Here is a 23898-nt window from a genome sequence, read left to right on the forward strand (position 1 = left end):
CTGTTAAATAAATTATAACAAAAAAGAAAGTCGAAAAGTGGGCATCCCTAAAACAACTTCCTAATTAATCATTCGAAGTCAAAAAATTTAATTGCTTTTTTAAGTCCATTTTTGATGAACCGCAGATAGGACAATTTTGCAGGGATAGAGGTATTTCTAAACCACAGCTATCAAGTAATTCTTCGTTCGATAAAATTTCAAAAGTAGGACCATCTGCTGCAATTTTTCCCTCTTTTATGACTAAAGTTCGCTCACAGGTTTCAAGCACCAGGTCCAGATCATGGCTAGTTATCAATTTAGTATGATTCATGTTATTTAATAAAACGATTAATCTTCTTCTTGATTTTGGATCAAGAGCTGAGGTTGGTTCATCCATTATTAGGACATCTGGGTTCATGGATAGGACCGAAGCAATCGCAGCAGATCGCTTTTCTCCTCCTGATAATTTAAAGGGGGATCTGTCTTTTAAATGTGAAATTCCCACAATTTCTAATGCTTGATTAACCCTTCGATCAACTTCTTGCTCCTCAAGTTTTTCATTCCGTGGTCCAAAGGCAACATCATCATAGACACTCGTCATAAATAGTTGATCATCTGGATTCTGAAAGACCATTCCTAATTTTTTTCGAATTGCCGGAATCGTTTTTTTTGTAAGCTGGATATCATCGACGAAAATTTGTCCACTTTTAGGAAGGTTAATCCCCATTAGCAGCGTCAGAAGGGTAGATTTTCCTGCCCCGTTTGCTCCGATAATTCCCACGGATTCACCATGCTGGATGGAAAAAGAGATATGCTGAATCGCAACATGTCCATCCGGATAAGAAAAATGTAAATCTTGTATCTCTATCTCACGGTGACTCATATTTTTATCCTCCTGTTAACACTGAACCTATCCACATTGGTAAATTAATCATTCTTGAAATGATAAAAAACAGCACCCAAACGGATAAATAAGTGATATCTTTTCTATTAATCTTAGGAATACTGCCAGTATGGTATTCACCGGCAAAACCTCTTAAGATCATTGCTTGGTAGACATGTTGGGCTCTATCAAAGGTTCTTAGTAATAATTGTCCGGCAAAGGATCCCCAGGCTGTATAGTGTATTCCTCTTGTTCCAGGAGATCTTAATGAATAGGCTCTAGTCATTCTTGAAACCTCTTCAATTAGAACGGTAACATAACGATAGGTTAGTAATAGCTGTAAAACAAAAATTTTAGGAACTTTGATCATTCTTAATGAAGCAGCCAGTTTATCCATTCCGGTTGTTGCGACAAGTAAAAGACTAACGACTATGGTTAAACCACATTTAATAAAAATCGCTAAGAAGGTAATCCAGCCTCTAGAAATCTCCAAGTCACCAAGGGTGATTGTATGATGATCAAATAAAGGATTTAGGATGCCTATTCCAATGATTAAGGGCTCAACAAGTAAAACTCTTTTCAGAATAGGAACGATTGGAATTTCTGCAAAAACAATGAGCAGGATAGGGTAAAAGAAGAATGGGATGAGCCTTCCTATTTCATACCTATCAAAGGATACAATCATAAATAAATACACGCCTGTAGTAAGCAGCTTTATGAGGGGATGAATCCTATGTATGCTGGTTTGCTTCTTTGCTAAATCGTCTAACAGTCCCATATGATATAGTGTGTTATTTATGTTTGCCATGAAAATTCAAATCCTCATTCAAAATTTTTGCGAGAATCCCTTTTGACTGAAAGGCTTATTTTACGAACTGATTTTTTTCTTTCTTTTTATGAAGCTAATGATGACCCCTGTAAGTACAGCGAGGGCAAGTGTTAAAGATCCTCCCACAATTCCCGAGATGCTTGTCCCGGCATTTTTAGAAGTCACTGTATCTTCCATTTTACTGCTAGATTTATCTTCTTTATTGTCTATTGCTTTGAAGCCATAGTCAGGCAGAAGGGCTGTTTTGCTTTGTATCTTGGAAAAAGATTTATGGATTCCATCAGAGGCTTCAAGTTCTGTTGTTCCTGCGGTTTTTTTCATGGACCATTCGAGACCGTCAGGATTTTGAGAAGCAAATAAGGAAAGTCCTCCGCCCACAATGATGATTGCAAGTATCAGACCTGAGAGTACTTTCTTCATTGAGATATTTCCTAATGATTGTCCGTTAGCTGCAGTCGTGATAATTTCAGGTCTAGCTTTCCATACAAAAGTCACGACGGCTGTTGTGACAAGACCTTCCACTGCTCCAATTGCAAGATGGATTGGTTGCATCAACAAGACAAAGGTTCCAAAAGGAAGCTCGGTTTTTCCCGAAAATAGGGTTTCAAGTACAACGCTAAATGCACCCAACTGTAAGCCCATAATAGCAGAAATCATGCTGCCCCATAAAATGTTTTTTGAAGTAATCCCTTTTCTCGTAAACCATTTATAAATGAAAGGATAGGCAATAAAGCATGAATAAAATCCCATGTTAAATAAATTCGCGCCATAGGCAAGCAATCCGCCATCTCCAAAAAATAACGCTTGAATGAGTAAAATAGCTGCCATGGTTAGGAATCCGGCATAGGGCCCAAGTAAAATGGAAAGCAGCAAACCTCCTCCAATATGACCACTTGAACCAGTGCCTGGAATTGAAAAATTAATCATCTGTGCAGCGAAAACAAACGCTCCCATCACTCCCATTAAGGGAATCTTTTTCTCATCTAAGTCATTTTGAATCTTTTTGACAGAATACGATGCTGCACCAATAGAGGCGGCGAGCATCGTACCACCTACTGCTGGTGAAAGTAGTGCATCCGCCATATGCATAAAACCATCTCCTAAAAAATAAAAACCCATAAAAGGTAAGTGTGTATACTTAGCCCTTCATGGGTTTGTTTGGTAGATTCATTATTTCTAATAGCTCGAGCAGGAATCTTCTTGACTCCCATTTCAAGACTATTTATATCATAGTAGAAAAAAGATTGTCAACGCTCTCATAATGTGTTTTCGATTGATATAAACTTATAAATCTAGATTTTTCTTACTATAGCTGCGTTTAATCGCTAAGTAGGAGAATTTGACAATTTGGTGAAGAAAGTGGTTTCAGGGTGGCAGTATAAGTGACGAAAGTAAAATGCTTGGAAATAACTGAGCTGTACCCCAATGGTTAGCTATATCTAACATTGAGGTGCAGCTCAAATGCTTTGGCATTTGACTGAGTCAAAGTTTGCTGTTATTGAGCCACTTTAGCATCAATATATTTTACAATTTTTTCGCAAATGTCATGTGTAATCAAGGAATCCTCAATCGATGGATTTGGCGTTTTATTATTTTGCACACAATCAATAAAATGATCGACGATTTGATAGAAGCCTCGTTTATACAATGTTGGTTCCCAGTCACCAAATTTAATTGTATTGGTATCTTTGTTATGAAAGTGGGTGGTTTCTACGAGGCTGTTGACGACGTATTTATGGGGACCTGCCATATATTCAATGATTTCTTCAGTCACACCATTGTTTCGATTCATTATACCAATAGCAATGCAGCCATCACCGATAAGCTGAATAACCAATTGGCTTAACATCTCCTCATTCTTTAAATACTCAATTTTTACATCCTTCACTTCTGTTTGCATTAAGAATCTTAGAGTATCAACGACATGAATAAAGTCCTCAACCACATATCGACGTGTATAATCCGGTAAGGCATAACGGTTTTTTTGCATAATGATGAGGTCGGCTTTGCCTTGCTCCGTTAGTTCCTTTACTCTCGGAATAAATCTTCTATTAAAGCCGACCATCGCGATTTTTCCGCTCCCTTTCGCTAATTCTACAATCCTTTTGGTTTCCTCAAAATTTAGAGAGATCGGCTTATCTATATAGGTATGTATCCCGTTTTTAAGAAGTTTTTCAGCCATCTCAAAATGGGCATTTGTCGCTGAGCTGACAAATGCTACATCAATTCCTGTGGCAATGAATTCATCGACGGTCTGCACTTTTTCTTGAATTCGATATTTATTGGCTAATTGATTCAAAGTATCTGCGTTTCTTGTGCATAGGACAAGCTCTATTCCTTCTTTTTCCGTTAGGACCGGTAAGTAAGCTTTTTTGGCAATATCCCCTAATCCAATGATGCCAACTTTCATTTGAATCACCTCAATAATATGATGAAAATCCTTTATTTAATTTATAAATTTGATGAATGGATTCTCGTTTATTATAGAATAACATCCTTTCATTGAATAGGAATGAAGTATATATTATTAATAACAAAAGTAAAAATTGGAGAGAGTTCATTGAGAAAATATCGCACCCTATTTTTTGACGTAGATGATACATTATTAGATTTTGGCGCAGCGGAAAACTTAGCTTTGAGTATGCTTTTTGAAGAGCTTCATATCCCTTTTAATAAGGAAATGGAAGCACGTTATAAACAAATTAATCAGGGCCTTTGGAAGTCTTTTGAAGAAGGAAAGATTTCTCGAGATGAGGTTGTGAATAGTCGGTTTTCTTTATTATTTAAAGAGTATGATAAAGAGGTTGATGGGAAGAGTTTGGAACAAACCTATCGCTGCTTTTTAGAAGAGGGAAAGCAACTTATTTCAGGGGCACTTGAACTCGTTTCAGATCTGAAAAATCAATATGATTTATATATAGTAACGAATGGAGTATCAAGGACACAGGATAAACGGTTGCGCGCATCCGGATTGCATCCGATATTTAAAAATATTTTTGTTTCTGAGGATGCCGGATACCAGAAACCAATGAAGGAATTTTTTGATTATGTTTTTGCACGTATTCCAAATTTTGCTGCTGAACAGGGCTTAATGATTGGAGACTCTTTAACTGCAGATATAAAAGGGGGAGAGTTAGCAGGCCTGGATACTTGCTGGTTCAATCCCGACAGGAAGCCAAATCACACAACGATTGTTCCAACCTATCAAATTCATAAACTAGAAGAGCTAAATCGAATTTTAAATGGATAAAGTAGATTCAGTTGGGGGAGATGTATCAAAAATACATCTCCCTTCTTTTTCTTGAAATATTCAAATGGATGTTTGAATGATGAAACGATACATATTATACTATATTCAAACAAACGTTTGATTGATAAGGGAGAGATTAGATGAGCAGGGAAGATACTTGTGAAATTTATTGCTTTGATGAAAAGAAAGTCAAACGAATACAGGGACTTTTACAGCAGGAAGACTTGCTGAGCACTTCACGAGTTTTTAAAGCTTTGGCCGATGAGAATAGAGCAAAAATTGCCTATTCCTTATGTCAGGATGAGGAGCTATGTGTTTGTGATTTGGCTAATATCATTGAGTCCTCTGTAGCAACAGCCTCTCATCATTTGAGAGCTCTTCATAAGCTAGGGATTGTCAAATTTAGGAAGGAGGGAAAGATGGCGTTTTATTCTTTAGATGATGAACATATTAGGCAGCTCATCTTTATAGCGTTAGCCCATGTGAAGGAGGGAAAAGTTCATGTCTAATCAAGCGGGATCCACTTTAGAAACACCGATAAAAACTTATCGAATTCAAGGGTTGACCTGTGCACATTGTGCTGCGACCTTTGAGAAAAATGTAAAAGAATTAAGCGGAGTTTTAGACGCTAAAGTAAATCTTGGAGCGGCCAAAATTACCGTTGAAGGGCAAACTACGATTGAAGAGCTTGAAAGGGCTGGAGCTTTTGAAAATATAAAAATTCGCGATGAAAAAATAAAAAAAATCGAAAAGGAACCCTTTTGGAAGCAGCAGGAAAACATCAAAGTATATATTTCTGTCATCTTGCTTGTGATTAGCTGGTTTCTTGGTCAGCAGCATGGAGAGGATTATATAGCTTCAACCATTGGGTATGCTGTTTCTATCATCATTGGTGGATATTCACTATTCATAACAGGTCTGAAAAATATAAGTAAATGGAAATTTGATATGAATACCCTTATGACAATTGCTATTATTGGAGCCGCTCTAATTGGCGAATGGGGCGAAGGGGCAACTGTTGTGATTCTTTTCGCTATCAGCGAGGTCTTAGAGCGATTCTCATTGGATAAGGCTCGTCATTCAATTGAGGTACTAATGGATATTTCTCCGAAGGAAGCATTGATTCGTCGTGGTGACGAGGAAATGTTGGTTTTGGTTGAGAACATTCAAGTGGGCGATATTATGATTGTGAAACCGGGACAGAAGGTGGCCATGGATGGAATCGTCATAAAAGGCGTCTCAACAATCAATCAGGCAGCGATTACCGGTGAAAGTGTACCAGTGGCAAAGACGATTGATGACGAGGTATTTGCTGGAACGCTCAATGAGGAAGGACTATTAGAAGTAAAAGTGACAAAAACAGTGGAGGATACCACATTAGCAAAAATTATTCATTTAGTGGAGGAGGCTCAAGCGGAGAAAGCACCTTCGCAAGTGTTTGTGGATCGATTTGCCAAATATTATACACCAGCAATTATCCTCTTGGCCTTGATTATTGCTATTATTCCACCTTTATTGGTTGGAGATTGGAGTAAATGGATTTATGAAGGGCTAGCGGTGCTGGTAGTGGGGTGTCCATGTGCTCTGGTGGTATCGACTCCTGTTGCGGTAGTGACAGCGATTGGCAATGCCGCCCGAAATGGAGTGTTAATAAAAGGCGGTGCTTTTTTAGAAGAAGCGGGAGCATTAAAGGTTATTGCATTTGATAAGACAGGAACTTTAACAAAAGGAATTCCAACTGTTACAGATGTGATCGCGTATCATGTGAATGATAATGAGGCATTAAAGCTTGCAGCAGCAATAGAAAAGAGCTCTCATCACCCATTGGCAGCGGCAATTGTAAAAAAGGCAGAAGAGGTCGGCACAGATTTTCAAAGCGTACGGCTTAAGGATTTTCAATCATTGACAGGTAAAGGATTAAAGGCGAAAGTGGAGGATCAGTGGTATTTCATTGGAAGCCCAAGTCTTTTTTCAGAAATGCATCAGTTCATGAAAAATGACATAGAAGAAGCCATCACGAAGCTCCAAAAAGAGGGAAAAACGGTCATGATATTTGGGACGAGTGCGGATGTCCTTGCCATATTTGCTGTAGCAGATGAGGTGAGAGCAACCTCTAGTGGAATTATAAAGGAGCTTCACCAAATGGGCATTGAGGAAACGGTCATGCTGACAGGAGATAATCAGCATTCAGCTGAAGTGATTGGTAACGTTGTGGGGGTGTCGGTCACGAAAGCAGAGCTGCTTCCTGAGGATAAGCTTGCTTATATCAAGAAGCTTCGTCAACATGAGCAAAAGGTAGCGATGGTTGGAGACGGCGTCAATGATGCCCCTGCATTAGCTGCCGCATCCGTAGGATTCGCAATGGGTGGTGCCGGAACGGATACGGCGCTTGAGACGGCTGATATTGCCTTAATGTCTGATGACTTAAGTAAATTGCCGTATACGATACAGTTAGGGCGGAGAACCTTATCCATCATTAAGCAGAATATTACCTTTGCGTTAGCGCTTAAACTCATCGCTTTATTATTAGTCATTCCTGGGTGGCTGACACTGTGGATTGCTATTTTTGCCGATATGGGGGCGACATTGATGGTGACTTTAAATAGTATGAGGCTGCTGAAAAATTCATGAAGATTCTTTATTGCAAGAAAGCCTTTATCGTCGTGAATAAGCTAATAAGAAAAACGCCCTAAATGAACGCAGAAAAAGGGTTTATTAAATAAAGAGGAGTACGAAAAGTTTAGCTCTGAGGTGACCCCCAAAAGTTAGAGTTTTATTTTAAGCAGCTAATTGGCTGGTATGGATGCGGTATTGAACCGGACTCATGCCTACCAATTTTTGCTTTATACGCTTGTTATTATAATAATCGATATATTCTTCAATTCGCTTTTTTAACTCCTCAAATGAGCACAGTGCTTCTCCGTAATACATTTCTTGTTTTAGTAATCCGAAAAAGTTCTCCATAGGCGAATTGTCTAAACAGTTTCCTTTTCGTGACATACTCTGAAACACCTTGTGTTTCTTTAGTGTTTTTACCCATTTATTATGTTGATAATGCCAGCCTTGATCAGAATGAACAGTGGTTCTGTACTTTGAGTCTTTTACAATTTCTAAAGCTTCCTCGAGAGGTTTGAGGGCCAATTCTAAGGTTGGGCGCATACTTATCCCATACGAAAGGACTTCACCGTTGAACATATCCATAATTGGATTTAGGTACAGCTTTACTCCGTTTGAACACTTGAATTCAGTGATATCTGTTGTTAATTTTTGATACACACGCTTGTGTGAAAACGACGGTTGATACGGTTCTTGGCAATAGCTCCAATAGTTCTTTTGTAAGAACTGTACTTTCGTGACTTTCTACTGAATTTCTCGCATTTGAGTCCAAGTTTATTCATGATGCGTTGGACCTTCTTATGATTCACTATCCAACCACTTTGTTTTAAGACTAAACGGATACGACGATACCCATAATTGCCATCATGTTCCTCAAACTTGGATTGAATACATTCTTCCAGTTCCTGATCCGGATTCTCCTTCTTCATCCCTTTTATATGATAATGGTAGGTGGACTCAGGAATACTAACTCTTTGTAGAACATCTTTTAGTTTGAACTTTTCTTTGAGTTCGAATGATAACGCTGCTTGTGCTTTTCGAGATAGCCTTCCGGATCCATCTGAAAAGCTCGTAACTTTTTTAAGTATTCTACCTCTAAACGAAGAAGCTCGTTTTCTCTTTCCAATTTTTGTTCGTAGGTCATTTCGCTTTCTACTACAGTTTTTTTACCTTTACTGTTCTTAGCTTTATCAGACATGGGTAGCCTTCCTTTCGGTCTATCCAGAGCTTCAGCACCATCCTCTAACAAAGTCTTTTTTCATGAAACAATCATAGAAGGAGTTGTAAGTCCAAATTGCAGAGCTGTATCCATTATTTCTTGAAATAAATGGCCACAGCGTTCATATTTCATATTGTACCAATAGACATAGCTTGAGCAAATCCTTTTCATCAATTTTGAAACGGAATCACCTGATTCTTTCAGTAATAAATGAATATGATTATCCATCAAGCAATAACAGTAAAGTTCATTTTTACATATGGTTGTATATTTATTTAGTGTTTCTAAAAATCTCGCCTTATCTTCATCGTCTTCAAAGATAATCTGCTTATTAATCCCCCTCATGATAACATGATAAATCCCACTTTTGCTTTTGATGCCTTGCAACTCTAGGCATTATGGACACCTCTATTGTTGTGAAATCCTAGCAATTTCTTGCTATGTGCTCCTTTTTACCCATAGACCGCCTTAGTTGTATGGCCTACCAGATAGATTCATCGGTGATTTTTTCCTCAGCTGCTAAATCAGAAATGGTACGTGCTAGCCGGATTATCTTAATCTGAACACGATTACTCCAATGCTGTTTGCTAGAAATTTGGGCGATCATTCTCAGTTGACTAGAGGATAATGGGGAGCGGGAGGTTAGGATTTCAAAGGGAATATTCGAATTGTAGACTTGTTTTTGATATCGTAAAAATTGTATTTCCTGGGCTTTTTCAACTCGCCTGCGAATATCAACTGAACGCTCTGATTCTACTTGTATTCGCGAAATATCAACAGGTTGAAGGGAAAGCAAAATATCTATTCGATCGTGGACAGGGCCAGATATTCGGTTGCGATAGGCTTGAATTTGTTTCGGTGTACAGGTGCAATAGTGTGAATTGGAGCCGAGATAGCCACATGGGCAAGGATTCATGGCTCCGATTAGGATAAAGGATGCGGGATAAGTGACAGTTGAATGGGCACGGCTGATGGTAACTTTTTCGGTTTAAAGTGGTTGTCTTAACATATCTAAGGTTTTTTTAGTAAATTCAGCAATTTCATCAAGAAATAATACCCCATAATGCGCCAATGAGATTTCCCCTGGCTTTGGGTGAGTACCACCACCAATTATCGCAACAGAGGAAGCCGAATGACGGGGATTTCGATAGGGAGCCATTTGCGCAGAGATGAGCTTTTCCTTAGCTAGTTGATACAATGATAACTTCTAATTGAGCAGATTTTGTAAGAGGGGGAAGAATGGGTGGAAAAGTTTCCGCAAGTAAGCTCTTTCCACAGCCTGGTGGTCCACTCATTAAAACATTATGCCGGCCAGCCGCTGCCACTTCTAATGCTTCTTTAGCAAACTGCTAGCCAATGATATAGGAGAAGTCGCGCTGATATCCTGCAATGAGGTCAGGCTTTTTCTCTGTTTGTGAGGAAAAAGGAATCGGAAGTGTCGATTGTCCTCTTAAATGGTTTAAAACGTCTTGAATATGCTGAACCACCATACATTCTAAACCTTCCAGCATATCCAAAGGAATAAATGGATCATACGGAATAAACGCCTTTTTTATCCCCAAATTTCTTGCGGCAACAACTGCAGGCATCAGCCCCTCAACAGTTTCGATTGACCCATCCCAATGGCTATAGCCAAATCAAATAACGGACCGTTTTTCTTCTGCTCCGATGGAGATAAATTGACAACAATTTTTTTATCTTCAATCATACCTCCTAGAGTCCTGATCTTGGACTGAATTCGCTCCTTTGATTCTTTCACCGAAGTATCAGGGAGCCCCACAATAACCATGGAATTCATTCCAAAGGAAGCCTGAACTTCTACTTGTACACGGTAGCCCTCTAACCCTTTTAGGCCAATGCTTAATACCTTAACAGTCAAATAATATACTTCCTTTTTATTAATTTCTTCTGTTTCGAATAGAGTATAAAATGATAGGGGAGTAATAAAAGTTTATTTGGAGAAAAGAGAGGTGGTAATTGAGGTTACTTACTTATTCTACAAGGTGGGGGAATTTCCCGCATATTTTACCTAATCATTTGTTACTTGACCTGGTACACAGGGACAGGTCCCTCGCCCCAACCTAACAATCTTATCGATCATTTTTAAATTTCCGGTAGCCCATTGGATTTGTGAAATGGATTTCGCTTCTAATTGGATAGAAGGGACACAGGATCCACTAACTATTCATCACCCCAATATTTGGTACTTATTGCTGCGCCAATATATAAGAACATAATAATGGTTTCAGTAAATATATTGCTTCTAATGTTAAAAATAAATAGAATCCCCTGAAATAAAAAAACAAGAAATAAGTAGATAACTGTTAAATATTGCTTTTTTATCATTGTAATCCCTAATTAGTATTAAGGAACACAGGGGCATACCCTCGTTCCATCCTATAAATAAAAAAAGTCCTGCTGAGATTCTCTCAACAGAACTATTTTCAAGCGTTGTTATTTAAGCGGGGACATGGAACCTGTGAACTGGTCCTTTGTCCCAAGAAACGTCAAATTCCCATCTTCCATGTGATAAACCTGGTCGCAATAAGCCAACATCCGTTCATCGTGCGTAACCATTATTGCTGCTTTATTTCGTTTTTTCACTTCATCAGCAATTAGTTTCACAACCTCATGAGCACGTTTTGAATCTAAACTTGCTGTTGGTTCATCAGCAAGAATAACGCTTGGCTGATTGAAAAAGGCTCGGGCAATTGCTACACGTTGTCGCTCACCGCCAGATAATTCACTAGGCATTTTATGCATCTTATCTTCTAACCCAAGTTCTTTCAGTAAACTTTCTGCAAATTGACGATCTTCCTTATTTACTTTACCCGCCATTCTTTTTATTAAAATCAACTGATCCATTACAGATAAGTAAGGAATTAAGTTAGATGTTTGTAAAATAAAACCTATTTCTTTTAAACGAAAGTCAGCTAGTTGCTTCTCATTTAACAGTCCCACATCTTTTCCGTTTACAATTACCTTCCCGGATGTTGATCTTATTAATGCACCGATAATAGATAGTAAAGTACTTTTTCCCGATCCAGATGGACCTACAATTGCCACTAACTCACCAGAATTTACTGTTAATGAGGTCTCTTTTAAAGCTGTTAAGGTAGATGTTCCCTCTTTATATTGTTTTGTAACTTGTTGTAACTGAATACCACTCATCTATTCCACTCTCCCTAAAGCAGTTAATGGATCAATCTTTGTAATTTGTCGGACGGAAACAAGAGAACTTAATAGACTGATCACTAATAAAGTAATTGCATACAGGGCTACTAGCTTACCATCTAAATTAAAAGGCATGTCTTTAGGGAAGGAAAGAGCTGTTAAATAGGTTAAACCTATACCTACTAAAATTCCAAAAGCCGACAAAACGAACACCTGAGCAACAATAGCTTTAGAAATAAATCGATTTGAGGCACCAATTGCCTTCATTACACCAAATTGCGATGTTTTTTGAATCGTAATAACATAGAAAAAAACGGAGATTATAAAGGCTGAAATGACAATTAAAAATGAAAGCATCATTACAATTGTTCCGTTCTCTTCTTTATATCCGGGCATTCCATTTACTGCTTTTGATTTTGTAACAGTTTCAATTCCTTTGAATTGTTTATCCAGCTGGGCTGTATCTAATTGAGGAGCTTTTAAAACAATTGCTTGGACTGGATTTTTAATGCCATTGTCAGCTCCTGGCGCTGCATACTGATACTCTCTCCAAGTATCCATATTCACAAATAATGCTGGTAAATGGTTGAAGGTTTCATTTTCGACAAAACCAATGATGCTTAATTTCAGTTTGGAATTGGAAACAAGAATTTCATCTCCAACTTTGTACCCGTCCTCTTTTAAATTACTATTAGCTAGAACACCATACTTCTTGTTCGTAGAAAGTTGTTTTCCTTCTATAACATTTGGTTCAATAAATGACCCTGAGTCCATTCCAATTATGGCCACATCTGTTTTCTTACTGTTATCCTCAGTTTTTTCTTTAGAAACAGCTGCCATTGATGATCCAAAAACAGCTGCATCCTTTACATCTTTATTTTTTTGGATATCTTCCATTAAATTACCAGACATAATTGATTTACTAAACGTAGCATCAGCATTTTTCTCATAAACTACATAATCTGCGGCCAAGTTTTTAATCGTAGCAGCACTTAGTGTTGATAGACCATTTCCTAGCCCCGATAAAATAAATACTAGCCATGCAATCAAAATGATAATAATACTCATCATGACATAACGAAATTTAGCATGCTTTAATTCTTTAGTAGCTAAAAACAAATCAAAATCCCCCTTTTAAATTAGTTACACATGTGTCACCTTTAAGCAAAAAGATAACTTATATATCTTATACAAAGACTATTATATACATAAGTTACACATGTGTCACTTATTTTGCAGAATTCCATTTAGAATCAGCTTCTTCGTAAAGATGAGTAATTGTTCAGCGTTCATTCCTGAATGATTGGGAATAGAAATACTTTGGAAAATAAACCCTAATAACAATTCATTCGGCATGTCCATTGCGATGTATCCCTCTAGCTTTCCTTGCTGCACTACATGGATAAGAGGCTTATATAGTTCGTGGTGCATATGAGAAAGCTTTTCTTTCTTAGCTTCTAATTGTGGATTCCCTTTAGTAGGGATGACATCTTGAATCCCAAGAATCATATGTAAATCTTTATAGGTAAAAATCTGTTGTAAAAGTAAGTTGATCTTTTCTAAAAATGGCAAGGACTTCGAAAGAGAAGAAAAACTTGCTAATGCATTTTTCATTTCCTCTACCATAAAATCTAATAGCAGTTCATCCTTATTTTGATAATACTTATAAATTGCTGCTCGTGTAACATTTAATTGCTTTGCCAGTTGGCCAATTGTAAACCCCTCATATCCAGTTTGAATAATCATTTTTTTGGTGCAAAGAAATAGGTCAACTGTATTAAATTTCCGATCTCTCCCCATGTTATAACCTCTTTTCAATTCAATTCCTTCATATTTATTAGTATTCAGCCATTTCTATTATTCAAATAAACCTTATAAGCGGTTAATAGTCAATCTCTGACGGTTTTTATATAACGAGTTTCTAGGTAAGTTTGTTATTTCACAAAGAAGACTTTCCTTCCAAATATCCCCTCAATTTCGAGACTGAAGAACCTGTTCTTTTCATAAATGTTAATAGATCTAGTTTGAATTGAACAGGATAAGTTTCTTTATTCTTCTTGCTTTGTAATCCTTTCGCACCAAATTTCTCATATTTTTTACCCATTCTTGAATAGGGGTACTGCTTTTAATTCCGTATTTCTTTGCCAAGAGGTCATATCCCAATCCCCCTTTCTGATACTCCTTAACTACCATTAACTTAAATTGTTCACTATATTTAGCCATTAAAAAGCACCCCAAAAGTTAGATTTTACTCTAACTTTTGGGGTGCAGTACACTCTTCGTACTCCTTTTTGTATTAGCGATTATTCATATCGTTTGGATGTGGTCCTTTACGTCTATTGAGATTTAATTGATTAATGGCATTTATTTCATCAGTGGAAAGCTCAAAATCAAATACTTGGAAATTTTCTTCGATTCGGGCAGGGGTGACTGATTTTGGAATGACAATGGTGTTGTTTTGTAAATGCCATCGCAATACGATTTGTGCAGGGGATTTGCTATGGGAAGCAGCAATCCTTTTTACCGCTTCATCCTGAAGCACTTCTCCGCCTTGCTCAAGTGGGCTCCATGCTTCAACGAAAATATTGTGTTTTGCACAAAATTCCTTTAATTCATTTTGTGCATTGTGTGGGTGGCATTCTACTTGATTGAGCACAGGAACAACATCGCATTCCTTGAGAATGCGCTCTAAATGCTCAATTTCAAAGTTACAAACCCCAATCGCCTTCACACGGCCATCATGATAGAGTTTTTCTAATGCTTTATATGTATCGACATATTGATCAAACTTTGGTGTTGGCCAGTGGATTAAATATAAATCAACATAATCAAGACCTAATCTTTCTAAGCTTTCCTCGTAAGCTCGGATGGTGTTTTCGAAGCCTTGATCGCTATTCCAGACCTTAGTGGTAATAAATAATTCTTCACGAGGAATCCCAGTTTCCTTAATTGCTTTTCCCACACCTTTTTCATTTTGGTATATCATGGCTGTATCAATGGAACGATAGCCTACTTCAAGTGCCTTTGCAACAGCGGGGGTCGCCTTATTATCTTCGACCTGCCAAACCCCAAAGCCTAATTGCGGCATTTTTAAACCGTTATTTAACGTAATATAATTCATTGCACGGATCTCCTTTTCTTTTTTAATGGAAGTTGTACTAAATCAATATTTTATTCTAAGCTTCAAGAGTTTATACTGATCCACAGTAACTCTACAATCAAGAACTCCAAAACGCGACATTTTATTCTATCGCTACATTGTTATTTTATTCGAACTTGCTACAAAATGGAAAGTAGTGATATTTTTTTAATATAGTTATATATTTTTAACTTACTATTGTTTTTATACTAGGAGTGATAACTTTGAAGGAAGTACCATGTTCAATTGAAAAAGTGTTAGATATAATCGGCAGTAAATGGTCCTTTTTAGTATTAAAGGAGCTATATGAAGAAAAGAAACGGTTTAATCAATTACGGAGGGCGATTAACGGCATCAGTCCTAATGCTCTTACCACGACTCTTAAGCATTTAGAAAAAAAGAAAATCGTAATTCGAACGGTTATTCCGACTGTTCCAGTGACCGTGGAATATTCTCTGACGGAAAAGGGAAAATCGTTTCATAGTGTATTATATGAGATGAAAAAATGGGCGGCAGAGTGGGAATAACAGGATTTATAAGAAAATGATTCTATTTTTTATTTAGGCTATTTTGTATAGATTGTTGTTCTTGAACATGTAGCCTGAATACTTTTATGTTTATGGGCGAGCGGAGATTTATCCTTATTCGCACAGGATTTATGTTTATTCAGGCTGTTAAGTATTCTTCTCCAATCTTTTAGTAAACAGGCATTAATTTAAATAAGGCTTCCTTCTTCTAGAATGGTCGCATCTACAGTTTGTTCACAAATTATTCATAAAGATATGACGATTTTATGAATTTTTATTTCGGGCGAAAGTCCGTTAATTTATTAGTAGTATGTTTAAAACAATAGGGGGGGTTTGTGATTATATGCGTAGATCCTTCATCATAGAAATCACATCGGTATTAATTAACAAAGCGGCCTTATATGCTACTAAACTAACGACAGAAGAAGGGGGGATGCTACGTGTTGAAAACGAAGGAGAATACGATTTATGAAGAGGCTCTTTCAAGAGGTTTCTCTCGCCGAGATTTTTTGAAAATGTGTACAGCACTTGCCGCGACTATGGGTCTTACCTATAAGGATACGGATAAGGTTGCTCATGCTATGGAGAATAATAAACGGGTTCCTGTTATTTGGCTTGAATTCCAAAGCTGCTCAGGTTGTTCAGAGTCTTTCATTCGCTCAACACATCCAAAAGCTGAAAGCGTTTTACTAGAAATGATTTCCTTAGAGTATAGTGAAGTGCTCTCAGCTGCTTCAGGGCATCAGATCGAAGAAGCAATGAGTCATGTTCTAAAAGAAAACGCAGGGGAATATGTGCTTGTTGTGGAAGGGTCAGTACCTGAAGATGAATATACAACAATCGGCGGAAAAGGCGCAAAAGAGGTTTTAAAAGAGGCTGCCAAAAATGCCAAAATGGTGATTACTTATGGAAGCTGTGCTTCTTGGGGAGGAATCCCTGCTGCTAATCCAAATCCAACGAAGAGTGTTCCGATAACAGATATCGTAAAGGATAAACCAGTTGTGCTTGTTCCAGGTTGTCCACCAATTGCGGAGGTCATGACAGGGGTTATCGCTCACATCATTACGTTTGGAGCTGTTCCTGAATTAGATCAAGAAGGTAGACCAAAAGCTTTCTACAGACATCGTATTCATGATAAATGTAATCGCCGTGCCTATTTTGATGCAGGGCTGTTTGCCGAGTCCTTTGATGATATAGGGGCAAAACAAGGTTATTGCTTATATAAGCTTGGCTGTAAAGGACCGACTACTTATAGCTCTTGTCCAGAAATGAGATGGAATGGTGGTACAAGCTATCCTATCCAATCAGGAAATCCATGCATTGGTTGTACTGAAAAGAATTTCTGGGATAACGGTCCATTCTTTTCTCGCCGTGCGAAAATTCCTGGTACACAAACAACCATCAATCCTGATAAAGTTGGTATCACTTTAGCAGGGGTAACCGTTGCGGGTGTTGCAGCTCATGCCGGGATAACAGCCGTTGTCAAGAAGAAAAAGGAAAACCATGCATCGAAAGAAGAGGGTGAATCATAATGGCAAAACGAATTGTAGTTGACCCCATTACAAGGATTGAAGGACACCTTAGGGTTGAGGCGGATATTCAAGATGGAAAAATAGCAAAGGCATACAGTTCAGGAACATCGGTGCGTGGCCTTGAATTAATAGTACGTGATCGAGACCCGCGTGATGTTTGGGCATTTGTGCAAAGAATTTGTGGCGTTTGTACTAGTTCCCACGCTCTTGCCTCTATTCGATCAGTGGAAGATGCTCTTGATATTAAAATACCTAAAAATGCCAGTTTAATTCGAAATATTATGAATCAAGCTTTATTTTTACATGACCACATCGTCCATTTTTATCATCTTCATGCATTTGATTGGGTGGATGTCGTGGATGCCCTTAACGCTGATCCAAATAAAACTAGTAAGATAGCTCAGTCTATTTCGGATTGGTCTAAGTCTTCTCCAGGTTATTTTGCTGAAATTAAAAATAAGGTGAAGAAAGTGGTAGATAGTGGGCAGCTTGGCATCTTTGCCAATGGATATTGGGGACATCCAGCCTACAAACTACCTTCAGAAGTAAATTTACTTGCGGTTGCTCACTATTTAGAGGCATTGGATTGGCAAAAAGAAGTGGTTAAGATTCAGACCATTTTTGGAGGAAAGAACCCACATCCACATTATGTTGTTGGGGGTATGGCGACACCGCTTGATATTAATAGTGATAATGGAATTCACGCTGAGAGATTAATGAATGTTTCACAATTAATCGATCAGGCGAGGGAATTCGTGACAAAGGTGTATATTCCAGACCTGCTTGCAATTGGTTCTTATTATAAAGATTGGACATATGGCGGCGGGTTGAATAATTATCTTGTGTACGGAGATTTCCCAACAGGCGATATTCGTGATATTGATACTTATCGTATTCCTCGAGGCATTATTTTGAACGGAGATTTAACAAAAGTTCATGACCTCGATCCAAAAGATCCTGAACAAATCAAAGAATTTATTGATCACTCTTGGTATACCTATGATGGTAAAGATTCCGGTGGAAGGCATCCATGGGAAGGGGAAACCACTTTCAATTATACAGGGCCTAAGCCACCATATGATCAATTAAATGTTGAAGACAAGTATAGTTGGCTTAAGTCTCCACGCTGGAATGAACAGGCAATGGAAACCGGACCGCTTGCAAGAATGATTGTTGGATATGCATCTGGCCGTAAGGATTATGTCAAATTGGTTGATGATACATTGAAAAAACTAAATATTCCACTTGAAGCTCTTCAGTCTGCTTTAGGAAGAACAGTAGCTCGTGGTCTTGAGTCTGTTCTTATTTCAGATTGGATGAGAAATGATATGGATCAATTGCTGGAAAACATTAAGAACGGGGATGAAACCACATTTAATCGTTCTAAATGGGAACCGGAAACATGGCCAAAAACAGCTAAAGGTGTTGGTTGGATGGAAGCACCTCGTGGCGCACTTGGACACTGGATTCAAATCGCAGATAAAAAGGTAAAGAATTATCAGGCTGTTGTGCCGACAACATGGAATGCTTCTCCAGTCGACCATAAAGGCAACATAGGAGCTTATGAAGCATCATTAAAAGATACACCGATTGCCGATCCAAAGAAACCACTCGAAATATTGCGGATTGTGCATTCGTTTGACCCTTGCTTAGCATGCGCAGTACATTTAACCGACCTAGAGAATCAAGAGTCAACGGAAATAAGATTAGGTTAGGAGGAGGGATCAAATGTCCAACCCCAACAATAAGAATCTAAAGCCGAATTCGACCTTTGATCGGGCAGGTGGTAGTACAGCCAATTCCAATAAGGAACTTGGAAAAGTGTATGTATGGGAGCTTCCTATTCGGATTTTCCATTGGGTCAATGCGATTTCCATTGTTATTTTAATAATTACAGGTATCTATATTGGCAATCCATTTGTCGGTTCACCGATCCCAGAAGAAGCCTATTATTCCAATCTCATGGGTTTGGTTCGCTACATTCACTTCTTTACAGCATTTGTGTTTACAGCAAACTTAATATATCGATTATATTGGGCCTTTAAAGGAAACCAATATGCAAAAACGAATCCGTTAAAAGCTTCGTTTTGGAATGGCGTATGGCAGACCCTTAAATATTATTTGTTCTTGCCAAACAAGAAGCAGCATACAGTTGGACATAATAAGCTAGCTGAATTAAGCTACTTAATTTTTATCGGCATTGGTTCCATCATTATGGTTTTTACAGGCTATTACTTATTTTTTGAGCCACAATTTGAATCAAAGCTTGGTGGATTCTTTAGCCATTTTGGTGTTATTTTTGGCGGTGATAGCTTTACCATCCGCTCTGTCCATCATCTCGTTGCCTGGGGCTTTGTGATCTTCGTCGTTGTGCATCTTTATATGGTATTCCGCGAGGATTGGTTAAGCAGGAATGGAACAACATCATCCATAATTACAGGATATAAAACCGAAAAAGTAAAGGACAGTGGCGATAAAGGCCATAAGTCAGAAGGTGGAAAGAGTGCATAATCAGTCATTGTCACTTACAAAGAATATTAAAATCATAGGAATCGGCAACACCCTCTATTCAGATGAGGGTGTTGGCGTTCACCTTATTCCGTATTTGGAAGAAGCCTTAGCAGATTTTACAAATGTTGAAATTATTGAAGGAGCAACGGATGGGATGAAGTTGCTTGAGCCTGTTGAGGAAGCAGACTATCTCATTGTCATTGATGCGATCAATGCGGGGAAACCGGCGGGAGAGCTCATGATGATTCGCAATGGGGAAATTCCCAAATATTATGGTGTGAAAATGTCTGTGCATCAAATTGGATTTCAGGAAGTCCTCCTTGCTGCAGATTTGCGGGAAAAATTACCAAAGGAAATGATTATGTTTGGTATCCAGCCGGCATCATTGGATATGGGACTTGAACTATCTGATATTGTAAAAACAAAGCTTCCGGAACTAGTTACGAACGTTGTAGACCAAGTCCAAAAATGGAGTGAGAATATGTGAAGCGCTCCGAGTTTTTTTCCGAAATGGGGAAAGGATTATTCAGGACGGTAAAAGAAGTGACTTCCCCTCTGATTGAAGATGATTTGGACAAATTCGATTCCATCGTTGATGAAATTATTGGTGTGAAATGGGTGGAGGCAGGAAATGTTGAGTCTTTTTCCCCAGAAGGAGTACATGACCTCTATATAGCTGGAAAGGCCATTGCTATCATTTCAGATCAACAAAAATTGAAAGCCTATCAAAAGCTTTGCCCAAATTGTCAAGCAATGCCACAATGGATTTCATATGAAAAAGTCTTTAAATGTTTCAACTGTGAAGATCTGTATCACGTTGAAACAGATGAAGGTTCATTACAATTGAAAAAATTTCCACTGAAAAAAGAAGCAGGTAAATTATTTGTAGGGTTAAATTAAAGTAATCTTCAGATAATTACCACTATAAGGAAGATAAATATGCATGAAATGGCACTCATGGGGGATATCCTCCAGCTTGTTGAAAAGGATGCACGTTCAAGAAATATGCATCAAATAGAGAAGATTGAATTGATTGTGGGAGATTTAAGCAATGCCCTGCCGGATGCCCTTGAAATGGCATTTGATGTATTTCGTGCAAGAGGGCTTGCCCTATTATCTGAGCAATCGCGATTAGTTATAAGAAAAGAAGCGGCCAGAGCCAAATGTACTGTGTGCGGGTTTGAATACAAACCGGATACACGACTAAGTATTTGTCCAGAATGCAAGTTGCCCAGTGGCATACTGACTGCCGGTGAAACATTCAAGGTTCAGTCATATGAAGGGAGTTAGGAAATATGAAAATTGATTTAGATGTCGAAGTACTTGCTGATAATAATACGGCAGCAACATATAATAGAGCCCTTTTTGAAAATAAAAAGACGCTGGTCATCAATTTAATGAGTTCTCCAGGTGCCGGCAAAACGACATTATTAGAGCGTACTGTCGCTGAACTAGGAAAGAAATTTCGTATCGGTGTGATCGAGGGGGATTTAGCAACGGAAAAGGATGCAGACCGCATCAGAGCTTTAGGTGCACAGGCAGTGCAAATCAATACTAATGGAGGCTGTCATCTAGATGCGAGAATGGTTGCTAAGGTGCTCCCTGAATTTGATTTTGATGATATCGATATTTTATTTATAGAAAATGTGGGAAATCTTGTTTGCCCATCAGGCTATGACCTTGGTCAAAATCATAAGGTTGCTATTTTAAGTGTACCTGAAGGAAACGATAAAATTCCTAAATATCCGGTCATGTTTCGTCGAACAGAGATGGTTGTGTTGAACAAAATCGATCTTTTGCCATATTTAGATTTTGATGTAGAGATGGCAATTGAGGATTTACAAGGAATCAATCCAGAATCTAGATTGATACAAGTATCATCACGCACAGGCGAAGGATTGGATGAGTGGCTAACATGGATCAAACAAGCATACAATCAAAACATAGAGCGGTAAAAATAACAGTAAAAGGGCGGGTTCAGGGTGTTGGATTCCGCCCCTTCATCTTTCAAATAGCAGATCAATTTTGCATTAATGGAACGGTCCAAAACAATATGGACGGGGTCAAGATTTTTGCAGAAGGGGCTTATGAAGATATCAGCCAATTTGTTTCGGCTATTCAATCAAAATCTCCAAGACTATCAAGAATTGACCAAGTGGAAGTGGGTGAGATTCCTGCTAATGGTTATGATGACTTTCGCATTATTCCAAGTGAACGAACCGGCAAATCTTCACTGGTCATTCCAATAGATTCAGCAGTATGTGAAGATTGTTTAGCGGAAATGCGCGATCCAAATAATTTCCGTTATCGCTATCCATTTATTAATTGTACACAATGTGGTCCTCGTTACACGATTATTGATGAACTGCCTTATGACAGGCCCTTTACAGTGATGAGGGAATTTGCAATGTGTCCAGACTGTAAAAAGGAGTATGAAGATCCGATGAATCGGCGTCATCATGCTCAGCCGATTGCCTGTGGTAAATGTGGACCGGAAGTTAGTTTAAAGACAATTAATGGCCAGACCATTGCGAAGCAAAAAGAAGCGATTGAATGGGTGTCCAATCTTCTTTGTGATGGAAAAATTGTGGCCATTAAAGGCATTGGTGGCTACCATTTGGCATGTGATGCATATAACGAAAAGGCTGTTCGAGCTCTTAGAGATAGAAAAAGAAGACCTAATCGACCTCTAGCAGTAATGGCAGCAAACATAGAAGTAGCAAGAGAAATCTGTCAAGTCAAGAAGCAGGAAGATGAGATATTGCAATCACCTGAAGCACCGATTGTTATTATGGAAAAGCAATCATGTAGCGGGCTAGCTGAAAGCTTGGCACCTGGGATGAAGACATTAGGAGTCATGTTACCGTATACTCCCCTGCACCATCTCTTGTTCGATGAGGGTGAGGTAAAGGCTTTAGTTATGACGAGTGCCAATCCGTCCGGTTTACCAATTTTATACCGTGATAAGGAGGCGTTTTCTTATCTTGAGGGGATTGCGGACTATGTGTTATCGAATAACCGAGAAATTTTACATCCATTAGATGATTCCGTTGTTCAATTGATAGATGGACATTTGACCTTCTTAAGAAGGTCCCGCGGCTATGTTCCAGACCCAATGACAACGGATCAACCGGTCCATAGCGTGGTTGCACTTGGGTCTCAGCAAAAAAACACCTTTGCCATTGGTCGGCATGAGCAAATTTTTATCGGGCCTCATATTGGTGAGATGGAGCATCTGGAGGTTGTCGAGCATTTCCAACATGAATTTAACCATCTTATGAAATGGATGGGAATAGAGCCTGATAAAATTGCCATTGATATGCATCCTGGTTACATGACAGGTGAGCTAGCTGAGACCATGAATGCCTCCATTATTTCTGTCCAACACCACCATGCCCATATGGTTTCGTGTATGGAGGATAATGGCTTAAACGATGCCACCTTTGGCATTATTTTAGATGGGACAGGCTATGGAGAGGATGGACATATTTGGGGATTTGAACTTTTATATGGAGATGCAAGCTCCTATGAACGACTTGCCCATCTTAATTATTCACATTTACCGGGGAATGAACGAGCCATCAAAGAACCCTGGCGAAATGCTACAGCCATGTTAATCGATTCTTTCGGAGCGGAGGGACGAGAGTGGGCTCTTCGATTGTTTCCAAACAAAATCTATGAAATTGAAGTCATTGCCCATATGCTTGAAAAAGGTGTGAACAGTCCGCTAGCGGGCACTTGTGGACGATTATTTGACGCAGTAAGTGCAATATTAGACATTTGTCAGGTGTCCACCTATGACGGAGAAGCAGCTATTAAACTATCAGAGCAAATGATAGAAGCTGAGTCCATTCAATCGTATCCCTACGGATTATTGGAAAGTAAGGATGGTTCGATTGCGTTGGATTTTGCTCCAGCATTAAAACAGATTGTCCAAGATCGTTTAAGTGGTGTTCCCAAAATGGAGATTGTCCAAAGATTTCATGAGACGGTCGTGACAATGTGTGTAGAATCCATGGTTTCACTAAGTCAAAGAAATCCAAGCTTTAAGAAACATGTCGTTTTATCCGGAGGCAGTTTTCATAATCCATTTTTATTAAAAGAAATAGCAGGACGTCTAAAGAAAAGGAATTTTAAGGTCTATACCCACAAACAGGTTCCTTGTAATGATGGAGGGCTTTCTCTTGGACAGTTGATTGTGGCTGCTAATAAAAAATAGAAAAATGTTATCAAAGAAAT

29 protein-coding genes and 2 pseudogenes are annotated in these 23898 nt (G+C 38.5%); 13 read left to right on the plus strand and 18 right to left on the minus strand.

Features of this window, described 5'->3' with window-relative positions:
• Nucleotides 1–64: 64 nt before the first annotated feature.
• The 4 genes from ACE38V_RS10650 to ACE38V_RS10665 form a co-directional block, all read right to left on the minus strand.
• Nucleotides 65–862 carry an energy-coupling factor ABC transporter ATP-binding protein gene (locus ACE38V_RS10650; RefSeq protein WP_375841238.1) on the minus strand — a complete coding sequence of 266 codons (798 nt, stop codon included), beginning with the start codon at nucleotides 860–862 and terminating at the stop codon, nucleotides 65–67.
• Between the two features lie 4 nt (nucleotides 863–866).
• On the minus strand, nucleotides 867–1670 hold the full coding sequence (gene cbiQ / locus ACE38V_RS10655; protein ID WP_375841239.1) for a cobalt ECF transporter T component CbiQ: 804 nt from the start codon (nucleotides 1668–1670) through the stop codon (nucleotides 867–869).
• Between the two features lie 60 nt (nucleotides 1671–1730).
• Nucleotides 1731–2780, minus strand: coding sequence for an energy-coupling factor ABC transporter permease (locus tag ACE38V_RS10660; RefSeq protein ID WP_375841240.1), 1050 nt, complete (start codon nucleotides 2778–2780; stop codon nucleotides 1731–1733).
• Nucleotides 2781–3186: 406 nt separating this feature from the next.
• Entirely contained in the window at nucleotides 3187–4101 is a 915-nt protein-coding gene (locus ACE38V_RS10665) for a Gfo/Idh/MocA family protein (protein ID WP_375841241.1), read from the minus strand.
• A 150-nt stretch (nucleotides 4102–4251) separates the two neighbouring features.
• Here ACE38V_RS10665 and ACE38V_RS10670 point away from each other — a divergent pair, with 150 nt between their 5' ends.
• The 3 genes from ACE38V_RS10670 (at nucleotide 4252) to ACE38V_RS10680 (ending at nucleotide 7572) form a co-directional block, all read left to right on the plus strand.
• The gene (locus ACE38V_RS10670; RefSeq protein WP_375841242.1) at nucleotides 4252–4941 is read left to right on the plus strand and encodes a YjjG family noncanonical pyrimidine nucleotidase; all 690 of its coding nucleotides are present in this window, start codon (nucleotides 4252–4254) and stop codon (nucleotides 4939–4941) included.
• 140 nt (nucleotides 4942–5081) lie between these two features.
• Nucleotides 5082–5450: an ArsR/SmtB family transcription factor gene (locus tag ACE38V_RS10675; protein ID WP_375841243.1), complete on the plus strand. Its 369-nt coding sequence runs from the start codon at nucleotides 5082–5084 to the stop codon at nucleotides 5448–5450.
• On the plus strand, nucleotides 5443–7572 hold the full coding sequence (locus tag ACE38V_RS10680) for a heavy metal translocating P-type ATPase (protein WP_375841244.1): 2130 nt from the start codon (nucleotides 5443–5445) through the stop codon (nucleotides 7570–7572). The genes ACE38V_RS10675 and ACE38V_RS10680 overlap by 8 nt, the downstream gene beginning before the upstream one ends.
• 147 nt (nucleotides 7573–7719) lie before the next feature.
• Here the strand turns inward: ACE38V_RS10680 and ACE38V_RS10685 are convergent.
• The 14 genes and pseudogenes from ACE38V_RS10685 to ACE38V_RS10730 form a co-directional block, all read right to left on the minus strand.
• A pseudogene (locus ACE38V_RS10685) lies at nucleotides 7720–8226 on the minus strand (IS3 family transposase); the annotation flags it as partial.
• Entirely contained in the window at nucleotides 8202–8486 is a 285-nt protein-coding gene (locus tag ACE38V_RS10690; RefSeq protein ID WP_375841245.1) for an IS3 family transposase, read from the minus strand. The gene ACE38V_RS10690 and the pseudogene ACE38V_RS10685, both read right to left, overlap by 25 nt.
• A 59-nt stretch (nucleotides 8487–8545) precedes the next feature.
• Entirely contained in the window at nucleotides 8546–8755 is a 210-nt protein-coding gene (locus ACE38V_RS10695; RefSeq protein WP_375841246.1) for a hypothetical protein, read from the minus strand.
• 60 nt (nucleotides 8756–8815) lie between these two features.
• Nucleotides 8816–9121, minus strand: coding sequence for a transposase (locus ACE38V_RS10700; RefSeq protein WP_375841247.1), 306 nt, complete (start codon nucleotides 9119–9121; stop codon nucleotides 8816–8818).
• A 136-nt stretch (nucleotides 9122–9257) separates the two neighbouring features.
• On the minus strand, nucleotides 9258–9572 hold the full coding sequence (locus ACE38V_RS23225; protein WP_483863914.1) for a magnesium chelatase subunit ChlI family protein: 315 nt from the start codon (nucleotides 9570–9572) through the stop codon (nucleotides 9258–9260).
• Nucleotides 9561–9974 (minus strand): annotated as a pseudogene (locus tag ACE38V_RS23230) (ATP-binding protein); the annotation flags it as partial. The gene ACE38V_RS23225 and the pseudogene ACE38V_RS23230, both read right to left, overlap by 12 nt.
• Entirely contained in the window at nucleotides 9958–10071 is a 114-nt protein-coding gene (locus tag ACE38V_RS23235; protein ID WP_483863915.1) for an ATP-binding protein, read from the minus strand. The pseudogene ACE38V_RS23230 and the gene ACE38V_RS23235, both read right to left, overlap by 17 nt.
• A gap of 54 nt (nucleotides 10072–10125) precedes the next feature.
• The gene (locus tag ACE38V_RS23240; protein ID WP_483863912.1) at nucleotides 10126–10365 is read right to left on the minus strand and encodes a hypothetical protein; all 240 of its coding nucleotides are present in this window, start codon (nucleotides 10363–10365) and stop codon (nucleotides 10126–10128) included.
• The gene (locus tag ACE38V_RS23245; RefSeq protein WP_483863913.1) at nucleotides 10365–10655 is read right to left on the minus strand and encodes a magnesium chelatase domain-containing protein; all 291 of its coding nucleotides are present in this window, start codon (nucleotides 10653–10655) and stop codon (nucleotides 10365–10367) included. Before ACE38V_RS23245 ends, ACE38V_RS23240 begins: the two co-directional genes overlap by 1 nt.
• Nucleotides 10656–11230: 575 nt before the next feature.
• Nucleotides 11231–11947 carry an ABC transporter ATP-binding protein gene (locus ACE38V_RS10710; protein WP_375841248.1) on the minus strand — a complete coding sequence of 239 codons (717 nt, stop codon included), beginning with the start codon at nucleotides 11945–11947 and terminating at the stop codon, nucleotides 11231–11233.
• Entirely contained in the window at nucleotides 11948–13069 is a 1122-nt protein-coding gene (locus ACE38V_RS10715; protein WP_375841249.1) for an ABC transporter permease, read from the minus strand.
• Nucleotides 13070–13174: 105 nt separating this feature from the next.
• Nucleotides 13175–13750: a TetR/AcrR family transcriptional regulator gene (locus ACE38V_RS10720; protein ID WP_375841250.1), complete on the minus strand. Its 576-nt coding sequence runs from the start codon at nucleotides 13748–13750 to the stop codon at nucleotides 13175–13177.
• 219 nt (nucleotides 13751–13969) lie between these two features.
• Nucleotides 13970–14173 carry a transposase gene (locus ACE38V_RS10725; protein ID WP_375841251.1) on the minus strand — a complete coding sequence of 68 codons (204 nt, stop codon included), beginning with the start codon at nucleotides 14171–14173 and terminating at the stop codon, nucleotides 13970–13972.
• Nucleotides 14174–14246: 73 nt separating this feature from the next.
• Nucleotides 14247–15071, minus strand: coding sequence for an aldo/keto reductase (locus tag ACE38V_RS10730; RefSeq protein ID WP_375841252.1), 825 nt, complete (start codon nucleotides 15069–15071; stop codon nucleotides 14247–14249).
• A 233-nt stretch (nucleotides 15072–15304) separates the two neighbouring features.
• On the opposite strand from ACE38V_RS10730, the gene ACE38V_RS10735 reads away from it, so the two are divergent.
• From ACE38V_RS10735 to hypF, 10 genes are all read left to right on the plus strand, one after another.
• Complete coding sequence (locus ACE38V_RS10735; RefSeq protein WP_375841253.1) at nucleotides 15305–15616, plus strand: winged helix-turn-helix transcriptional regulator; 312 nt, start codon at nucleotides 15305–15307, stop codon at nucleotides 15614–15616.
• A 343-nt stretch (nucleotides 15617–15959) separates the two neighbouring features.
• On the plus strand, nucleotides 15960–16088 hold the full coding sequence (locus tag ACE38V_RS10740) for a hypothetical protein (protein ID WP_375841254.1): 129 nt from the start codon (nucleotides 15960–15962) through the stop codon (nucleotides 16086–16088).
• A complete protein-coding gene (locus tag ACE38V_RS10745; RefSeq protein ID WP_375841347.1) occupies nucleotides 16060–17148 on the plus strand; it encodes a hydrogenase small subunit in 1089 nt (362 codons plus the stop codon). The genes ACE38V_RS10740 and ACE38V_RS10745 overlap by 29 nt, the downstream gene beginning before the upstream one ends.
• Nucleotides 17148–18863, plus strand: coding sequence for a nickel-dependent hydrogenase large subunit (locus tag ACE38V_RS10750; RefSeq protein WP_375841255.1), 1716 nt, complete (start codon nucleotides 17148–17150; stop codon nucleotides 18861–18863). Before ACE38V_RS10745 ends, ACE38V_RS10750 begins: the two co-directional genes overlap by 1 nt.
• A 13-nt stretch (nucleotides 18864–18876) precedes the next feature.
• Nucleotides 18877–19659 (plus strand): Ni/Fe-hydrogenase, b-type cytochrome subunit, encoded by a 783-nt coding sequence (cybH, locus tag ACE38V_RS10755; RefSeq protein WP_375841256.1) that lies wholly within the window; start codon nucleotides 18877–18879, stop codon nucleotides 19657–19659.
• Nucleotides 19652–20146 carry a HyaD/HybD family hydrogenase maturation endopeptidase gene (locus ACE38V_RS10760; protein WP_375841257.1) on the plus strand — a complete coding sequence of 165 codons (495 nt, stop codon included), beginning with the start codon at nucleotides 19652–19654 and terminating at the stop codon, nucleotides 20144–20146. The genes cybH and ACE38V_RS10760 overlap by 8 nt, the downstream gene beginning before the upstream one ends.
• A complete protein-coding gene (locus ACE38V_RS10765; RefSeq protein ID WP_375841258.1) occupies nucleotides 20143–20559 on the plus strand; it encodes a Rieske (2Fe-2S) protein in 417 nt (138 codons plus the stop codon). The genes ACE38V_RS10760 and ACE38V_RS10765 overlap by 4 nt, the downstream gene beginning before the upstream one ends.
• Nucleotides 20560–20598: 39 nt before the next feature.
• Nucleotides 20599–20949: a hydrogenase maturation nickel metallochaperone HypA/HybF gene (locus ACE38V_RS10770; RefSeq protein ID WP_375841259.1), complete on the plus strand. Its 351-nt coding sequence runs from the start codon at nucleotides 20599–20601 to the stop codon at nucleotides 20947–20949.
• 5 nt (nucleotides 20950–20954) lie between these two features.
• A complete protein-coding gene (gene hypB, locus ACE38V_RS10775) occupies nucleotides 20955–21614 on the plus strand; it encodes a hydrogenase nickel incorporation protein HypB (protein WP_375841260.1) in 660 nt (219 codons plus the stop codon).
• Nucleotides 21575–23878: a carbamoyltransferase HypF gene (gene hypF / locus ACE38V_RS10780; protein ID WP_375841261.1), complete on the plus strand. Its 2304-nt coding sequence runs from the start codon at nucleotides 21575–21577 to the stop codon at nucleotides 23876–23878. Before hypB ends, hypF begins: the two co-directional genes overlap by 40 nt.
• Nucleotides 23879–23898 lie beyond the last annotated feature (20 nt).

Source organism: Cytobacillus sp. Hz8 (assembly GCF_042263505.1).
Taxonomy (GTDB): Bacteria; Bacillota; Bacilli; order Bacillales; family Cytobacillaceae; genus Bacillus_BE.